At 47.0% G+C, this 7,668-nt stretch carries 7 protein-coding genes; 4 read left to right on the top strand and 3 right to left on the bottom strand.

The window, feature by feature from the left end; all coding sequences use genetic code 11:
* Positions 1-571 precede the first annotated feature (571 nt).
* From QUB70_RS30645 to rsmH, 3 genes are all read right to left on the bottom strand, one after another.
* Entirely contained in the window at positions 572-994 is a 423-nt protein-coding gene (locus QUB70_RS30645) for an ATP-binding protein (RefSeq protein WP_293256122.1), read from the bottom strand.
* Between the two features lie 495 nt (positions 995-1,489).
* Entirely contained in the window at positions 1,490-3,163 is a 1,674-nt protein-coding gene (locus tag QUB70_RS30640; RefSeq protein WP_332985501.1) for a SpoIIE family protein phosphatase, read from the bottom strand.
* A 224-nt stretch (positions 3,164-3,387) separates the two neighbouring features.
* Entirely contained in the window at positions 3,388-4,290 is a 903-nt protein-coding gene (gene rsmH / locus QUB70_RS30635) for a 16S rRNA (cytosine(1402)-N(4))-methyltransferase RsmH (RefSeq protein WP_332985499.1), read from the bottom strand.
* A 57-nt stretch (positions 4,291-4,347) separates the two neighbouring features.
* Between rsmH and QUB70_RS30630 the strand changes: the two genes are divergently transcribed.
* The 4 genes from QUB70_RS30630 (at position 4,348) to QUB70_RS30615 (ending at position 7,554) form a co-directional block, all read left to right on the top strand.
* Entirely contained in the window at positions 4,348-5,532 is a 1,185-nt protein-coding gene (locus QUB70_RS30630; RefSeq protein ID WP_332985498.1) for an NAD(P)H-quinone oxidoreductase subunit H, read from the top strand.
* A gap of 86 nt (positions 5,533-5,618) precedes the next feature.
* The gene (locus QUB70_RS30625) at positions 5,619-5,957 is read left to right on the top strand and encodes a type II toxin-antitoxin system RelE/ParE family toxin (RefSeq protein ID WP_332985497.1); all 339 of its coding nucleotides are present in this window, start codon (positions 5,619-5,621) and stop codon (positions 5,955-5,957) included.
* Positions 5,950-6,309, top strand: a complete 360-nt coding sequence (locus QUB70_RS30620) for a helix-turn-helix domain-containing transcriptional regulator (protein ID WP_332985496.1) — start codon at positions 5,950-5,952, stop codon at positions 6,307-6,309. Before QUB70_RS30625 ends, QUB70_RS30620 begins: the two co-directional genes overlap by 8 nt.
* A 9-nt stretch (positions 6,310-6,318) precedes the next feature.
* Positions 6,319-7,554, top strand: a complete 1,236-nt coding sequence (locus QUB70_RS30615) for a class I SAM-dependent methyltransferase (RefSeq protein ID WP_332985495.1) — start codon at positions 6,319-6,321, stop codon at positions 7,552-7,554.
* Positions 7,555-7,668: the final 114 nt, after the last annotated feature.

Below are 7,668 nucleotides of genomic sequence, written 5' to 3'. Positions count from 1 at the left end.
AGTTGTTGTCTTGTGCAATCGCTCAAGGGCTACCAAAAGCCCCCACTATAGCGTTAGCTTAGTGGCGGGTAGTTTACTTTCAAATTGGATATTTGGGTTTGACCTGTCGATCGCACGTAATGCCTCAAGTCATGCGATCGACAGGTTGAGTGGCTTTTTATCGCAAGAATGAGGCAGCAACCGGTTTTTTATCCAAATCTCTAGTGAAGTGCCACTAACGGTATAAAAACCCCGTTTATGCGGTATTTGTGCGATCGGGACTTTACTAGAAAGAATTGGTTTAAAGCCCCAAGCATAAGCGGGAGAAATTAAAAGAAGACTATTCATTACTCCAATCCTCGGACTTCCAGGTAGAGGTCGCCCCGCGTGCGGTCAACTGTCAACTGTCAACTGTCAACTGTCAACTGAACCCTACAATCTTACAGTCTCGCGTTGCGCGGACGAGACAGCACGAAAAGAGGCTGTCACCGCACCGTGCGACAGACAGCCACTAGACTCAAAAAGTGCATTGCCATTGACTAATGACCGATCGCTAATGACCGATGACGAAGGATCGACGACTAAGGGCTAATTAAGATTTCTCTGGCAAACTCGCTTCCAACTTCAGACAGTTGCGACCGTCTAGTTGCAAACTGTAGTCCACCCGATCCATAAGTCTGCTCATAATCAGCCAGCCATAGCCGCTTTCCTGTTTAGCTTCCGGCCTCGGGGGACTGTAAGTATCCATTTCGTAACCTTTACCGTAATCCCAAATTTCTAAACCAATATCCCGATTTTTTAAATTCAAGCGAATTAACACCGGCAAATTGGGTTGATCTTTGTGAGCATGGCGGATCACGTTAGAATAGGCTTCTGCTAACACCAAGCGCAAACGATTCGACTGACGCGGCCAATCGACGTGCTCTCCTAGCTCTACTTCTAAACTGCTCAGCAACCAATTTTCAACAATTGTTAAAAACCGCAAGTCGCTTGGCACATGAAGCTCAGTATTCATAAAAAAATCCCGTAAGTTTGAAAACCCTGTGTCTTCACACCAGGTATGAAACACGACGCGCCGAATTGATTCGGCCTCAATACTTATCGCTAGTCAGGGGATACCAGCTTTTTCTGTTTAAAAAGAAGGCATTCGTCATTCGGTAGAAGGCATTCGTTAAGAGTATATTTGAAAACTTTAGTTATGGGTCTAAGGCCCATTAACAATAGATAATTATACTGGCTGCCATCCGCGAAGTATAAAAAATCTTTGTTTCAATCCCTGGCTTTTAAGCGTTGGTTATTTCTGACGAATGCCTTCTACCTTACCTTAACTATTTACAGGTGTTTAATCCCCCAGGAAAGCGATTCAGGAAACTAGCAGCGCGATCGCGAGCTAGATTTTTTACTGTTGACGATAACGCAGTCCTTTGCGGGACTCTGTTGGCCGTCAACAAGCAGGGCTTGAGTTTTTTTGCTCTCGCCCCCGACTATCCGCCGGGAGTTGCTGACAGATTCAGAGAACCTCCAGAGAGAGTATAGTTTGGTCGTCTTCCTGAACTGGATTGTCAGCTCGGATGTGAGCCAATAAATTGTCCAAGTTGAACGAACCAGGCTCCTCAATCAAAAGTTGCCAAAGCCCTTCTTGTTGTAGCATAGAACGGGTTTGTTCACCCCCTGCGACTGCTTCAGTAGTCACAGTAGCTTCAGTAATCCCGTCACTCGTCAGCAGAAATACATCTCCTGACTTTAATTCGATCGTACCTGCTTTGCCCCTCCAAACAGGCAGTATCCCCAAGGGAATGCCGCGAGCTTTCAGGAAATTCGGCTCGACTTGCGTTTTACCGCTAGCGGATTGAGCTTTCACCTCCGAGTGAGACCAAACGATCGGGTAAATGTGACCGGCATTAGCAAAGGCGAGGTGTCCCGTTGACGGAGTGTAACGAGCTACAACCATTGTAATAAAATGGTTGTTGCCGATCAGGTCGTCAGACATACTGCTATTCATGTTCTGCATAACTCGATCGGGTTCTGGAGAAATTTCTTGAGAAAGTTCCCGCCGCATCACCGAAATCGCGCTAGCCATAAATAGAGCAGCCGGAACTCCCTTACCCGAAACATCTCCCACCGCTATCCAAATATCCCCTTGAGAGTGGACGTAGACTTCAAAAAAGTCACCGCCAACTTCCCGCGCGGGATAGCAGCAAGCTTGCACCCTGACAGTTTCAAAATCCGGCCAACTTTGGCGCAACAAGTTTGTTTGGATTTGGCGGGCCACTTCCAACTCGTTTTGCATCTGCTTGGCTAAATCCAGAGTCCGCTGGTATAGCTTAGCTTGAGACAGAGCCAGAGCAGCTTGAGCTGCTACACCTTCTATTAACTCTATATCTTCTGCCGACCAAGGGTTAGTGCCGCCAATCTGGCACAAAGCCAGTACCGCCAGCAATTCTTGCTGGTAAGTCAGGGGCACGGCAATCTCAACCGATTTACCGTCCCCCCCGCTGTTTGGGTTGACTTGAGTTTGGCGGCTGGCTACGGCTTGAACCAGCAAATTTTCATCAAAAGAAAAGCTGCTAGGTTCTGCGGTTTGGGCTTGATAGGGGAAGGTACTCGGTAATAGTCGATCGGCCTCTACCGGCCGCAGCATACAATAATTTGCCTCAAAAGTTTGACCTACGGTTTGAACAATAGTTTGTACCATACTAGAGTAATCTAGCGACCCGCGAATCACGCTCATTACGTCATTGAACAGAGATTCTCTGCGCAAAGCGCGGCGCAGTGCAACGCTGCGCTGCTTGTAGTATTTGTAAGTTTCTGAGGCTTGATTGATCACCAATTTGAGTTCTTCTGGATTCCACGGTTTGGTGATGTATTTGAAAACTTGACCTGAGTTGATTGCCTCGACCAAATCTTCAACATCTGTGTATCCAGTCAACAGAATCCGAATCGTATCAGGAAAGCGATCGACTGTTTTCCCCAAAAACTCGGTGCCATTCATTTCTGGCATCCGCTGGTCAGATATAATCACCGCCATCTCGCCCTGTTCGTCTAGAACGGACAGGGCGCTGAGGGCGCTATCTGCTTTGTAAACCTGAAAGTCGCGTCGAAACGTCCGGTACAGCAAATCCAAGTTGTCGGGTTCGTCATCGACTACCATTAGTTTCAGCTTGCTTCCATCTCCCCGACTCATGCTATTCCCTACTCCTAGGCGAATTAATCAGGTCTAAAACTAGCTTGTCAATTACCCTTCGCTGATTCAGCATAGCCGAAGCTGCGTGAGGGGTTCGGGTTTCATAGGTCAGTGCCATGACGAGTGATACCATCAAAAGGATATTCGGAACTTGTATGCGGCTGCGGTCTTATCTGACCGGAGCCTTGGTTTAGAACTCGTCCTTTACTCCCCTTACTGCCAAATCAAGTTAATTTTTCTGCCAGTCTGAGCTTAGCAGAACGAGAGCGGGGATTTCTAGCTACTTCTTCCGATTGTGGCACGATCGGCTTTTTTGTCAGTACCTGCAAACTGGGTGTTCCTCTGAGTTGGTGCTTGACCGGTCGGTCTTCCAGGCTGTGAAATGTAATTATTCCGATTCTCCCACCGGGTTTTAACCACCTTGGGGCAAGGTTTAGGAAAGTTTCTAAAGAAGCTAGTTCGGAGTTGACAGCTATCCTTAAAGCTTGGAAAGTGCGGGTGGCCGGATGGATTCTACCGTTGCGCTGCTTGGGTGGGAAGGTACTGGCGATCGCACTAGCCAGTTCTGTTGTAGTTTGAAAAGGACGGCTTGCGACAATCCGCCTCGCGATGCGCCGCGACAGTCGCTCCTCGCCGTATTTGTAAATAATATCTGCTAGTTTAACTTCTTCCCAGTGATTGATAATCTCTTCTGCGGTCAAAGATTGCTGCTGGTTCATACGCATATCTAGTTGAGCTGGGTGGCGAAAACTAAATCCTCGTTCCGGTGTATCGAACTGAGCCGAGCTGACGCCCAAGTCTGCTATGATACCATCAAATTCGGCATCTGGCGACTTGTATTCAGCAAAGTTGCCGTGCCAAAACTCAACGGGCGAGTTGGCAAATCGGGTTTGGCAAAAACGGATGGCTTGTTCGTCGCGGTCGATCGCCACCACTGTAACATCGGCCGCCGCCGCTAAAATCAAACTCGTGTGTCCGCCGCCCCCAAGCGTCGCGTCCAAATAGCGGCCGCCGGGACGCACAGCCAAACCCGCAATTAATTCGCTTCCCAAAACTGGAACGTGATAGGTGTCAATACTGACATCTAATCCAGGGGTATCCTTCTCAGAGAGCTCGATATCCTTCATAATCTATAAGGCGAAACAAAAATCAACAATAGCTAGTAATCATTAATTCATTTAATTATGTCAAGAATTGAGACTAGAACCGAACCGATGGTGCTCAACATGGGGCCGCACCACCCATCCATGCACGGGGTACTCCGGCTAATCGTCACCCTAGACGGGGAAGACGTAGTTGACTGCGAGCCTGTTTTGGGCTATCTGCACCGCGGGATGGAAAAAATCGCCGAAAACCGCACCAACGTGATGTACGTGCCCTACGTGAGCCGCTGGGACTACGCTGCGGGGATGTTTAACGAAGCGGTGACAGTGAATGCACCGGAAAAGTTGGCAAATATTGCTGTTCCCAGACGGGCTAGTTATATTCGGGTAATTATGCTGGAGTTGAACCGGATTGCTAACCACTTGATGTGGGTAGGGCCGTTTTTGGCGGATGTGGGCGCGCAAACTCCTTTTTTCTATACTATGCGCGATCGCGAACCAATTCTCGACTTGTGGGAAGCAGCCACAGGTTATCGCATGGTTAATAATAACTATTTCCGCATTGGCGGAGTTGCCGCAGATTTGCCCTACGGTTGGGTAGATAAGTGCCAAGATTTCTGCGATTATTTCGTTCCCAAAATTGACGAATACGAACGTTTAATTACCAACAATCCAATCTTCCGCCGCCGGATTGAAGGCCTGGGTACGATTTCCCGCAACGAAGCGATTAACTGGGGACTGTCCGGCCCCATGTTGCGCGGTTCCGGCGTAAATTGGGATTTGCGGAAAGTTGACCATTACGAATGTTATGACGACTTCGACTGGGATGTTTGTACCGAAGCTGCTGGCGATTGTTTGGCCCGATATTTGGTGCGAATTCGGGAGATGCGCGAGTCAGTTAAGATTCTCTATCAAGCCTTGAAAGGACTCCCCGGCGGCCCTTACGAAAATTTGGAAGCGAAGCGCTTAGAAAGCGGGCCAAAATCGGAATGGAATGGTTTTGACTATCAGTTTATTGGCAAAAAAGTTGCGCCGACTTTTAAGATTCCCAAGGGCGAACATTATGTCCGCGTTGAAAGCGGCAAGGGGGAGTTGGGGATTTATATTATCGGGGATGATAGTGTGTTTCCTTGGCGCTGGAAGATTCGGGCTGCGGATTTTAATAATTTGCAGATTTTGCCTCACATTGTGCGCGGTGTGAAGATTGCGGATTTGGTGGCGATTTTGGGGAGTATCGACATTATTATGGGCTCGGTTGATAGGTAGAAGGAAAAGGGCGATCGCATTTTTTAGCTGGTTGCTAAGGAGTGCGATCGCTGCTTTTTTCAAGCCTCGATCGGCTACTATAAATTATGGAAGCTCAACCAAAAGAAATTCAGCGTTACGTCACACCAGATGGAAAAATTCCTTTCACTGAATGGTTGAAGTCTCTTCGAGATATCAAAGCTGAAGCCAAGATTCGCGGGAGGCTAGAAAGAATTAAGCTCGGCAATTTGGGAGATTGTCGCTCAGTAGGAGAAGGTGTTTTTGAATTAAGAATTGACTGGGGCCCAGGCTACCGCGTCTACTTTGGGCAAATAGAGCAAACCATTGTTCTCATCCTCTGTGGTGGAGATAAAAGCACTCAAGATCGAGATATTCGTAAAGCTATTGAATATTGGATAGATTACAGGAGTCGAGATAATGACTAAAAGTGTAAGTTACCAAGATGACTTGATTGAATTTCTGAAAAAACCTGAAGCTGCTGCTGCTTATATCGAGGCGATTTTGGAAGAGAAAAATGTAGAAGCGGAACTTTTACCACTAGCACTTAGTAATATGGTTGAGGCTCGCGGGGGCATAACTCAGCTTTCAGAGCTAGCTAAGTTGCACTATGAAAAGTTAAAAAATTTGCTCTCAAAAACAGGAGGAGATGAAGTTTATCTGTTGGTGGCGTTGCTGGATGCTTTGGGATTTCAGCTAACAATAGGGGTTAAATCCGATCGTTCAACATTCGAGGGTGAGGGTGCGATCGCAGTTGCAGAGCATCTTCCCACAGTATAACGGTTAATTATGAAAGTTCAGCAACCAGATATAAATGACAGCAACCCGGAGCTCTGTGCTTTAATCGGCGAAAGAATTGCCGCCAGTCCCCAGCAGCGTATTACTTTTGCTGAATATATGGATTTGGCATTATATCATCCGCAGCACGGATATTATAATAGCGATCGCCAGTCGATCGGCAAACAAGGCGATTTTATCACGTCGTCTCATTGGGGCGCTGATTTTGCGGAGGTTTTGGCAGAGCAATTTGTGGAAATGTGGGAATTGCTCGTTAGCGGAGCCCTCGAAGAGGATCGCCCTTTCAATTTCGCGATCGTAGAAATGGGCGCGGGGCGGGGAACTTTTGCAGCTAATGTGCTGCAATATTTGCAACGGCAACATCCCGACTTATTTAAAACTTTAACATACATAATTGTTGAAATCTCGCCCATACTTCAAGCGGAACAACGCCAAAGCTTAAGTGATATCAAGTGTGTTAAGTGGTGCAATTGGAATGAGATAGTTAATAATTCAATTGTCGGTTGTTTCTTTTCTAACGAGTTAGTGGATGCTTTGCCAGTGCATCAATTCATTCTGGAATCAGGGCAAGTTAGGGAGATTTACGTTGCCGCCGAAACCTCAAAAAATGAACGAGAAGAGATAAAATTTATTGAAGTATTGGGCGAAGTTTCCACGCCTAAAATTGCCGAATATTTGGATTTTGTAAGCATCGATTTGTCGGCGAGTGTTTATGGGAATGGTTATCGCAGTGAGGTGAATTTGGCGGCTTTGGACTGGATGAGTACAGTTGCTCAAAAGTTGCAGCGGGGATATTTGTTAACTATTGATTACGGTTATCCGGCGCACCGCTATTACAATCCGAGGCGCAGGGAGGGGACGCTACAGTGTTATTATTGTCACCGATATCACAGCAACCCTTATATTAATGTGGGGCGGCAGGATTTAACGGCTCATGTTAATTTTACGGCGCTGGAAAGGCAGGGGGAATTGTGCGGTTTGGATGTGGTAGGGTTTACTCAGCAGGCTTTGTTTTTGATGGCGTTGGGTTTGGGCGATCGTATTGCTTCTCTGTCTACAAATGATGCAGAAGTATTGGATGTGGCAACGTTTTTGCGGCGCCGGGAGGCTTTGCATCAATTGATCGATCCGATGGGTTTGGGAGGTTTTGGGGTTTTGGTGCAGTCGAAGGGGTTGAGGGAGGAGGAGAAGGGGAGAATTTTGAAGGGTTTGATGGTGCCTGATTGATAATTCCAGATTGATGATTAACTAATTTAATAGTTGAGATGGCTCTCCTGAACTTGTGGTGATAATTTTATCTAATCAGAAAAACAAGCTAATACGCGATTTCTGAAATTATGA

Source organism: Microcoleus sp. A003_D6, assembly GCF_036702825.1.
Classification (GTDB): Bacteria; Cyanobacteriota; Cyanobacteriia; order Cyanobacteriales; family Microcoleaceae; genus Microcoleus.
This window is presented reverse-complemented; position numbering and strand designations above follow the sequence as displayed.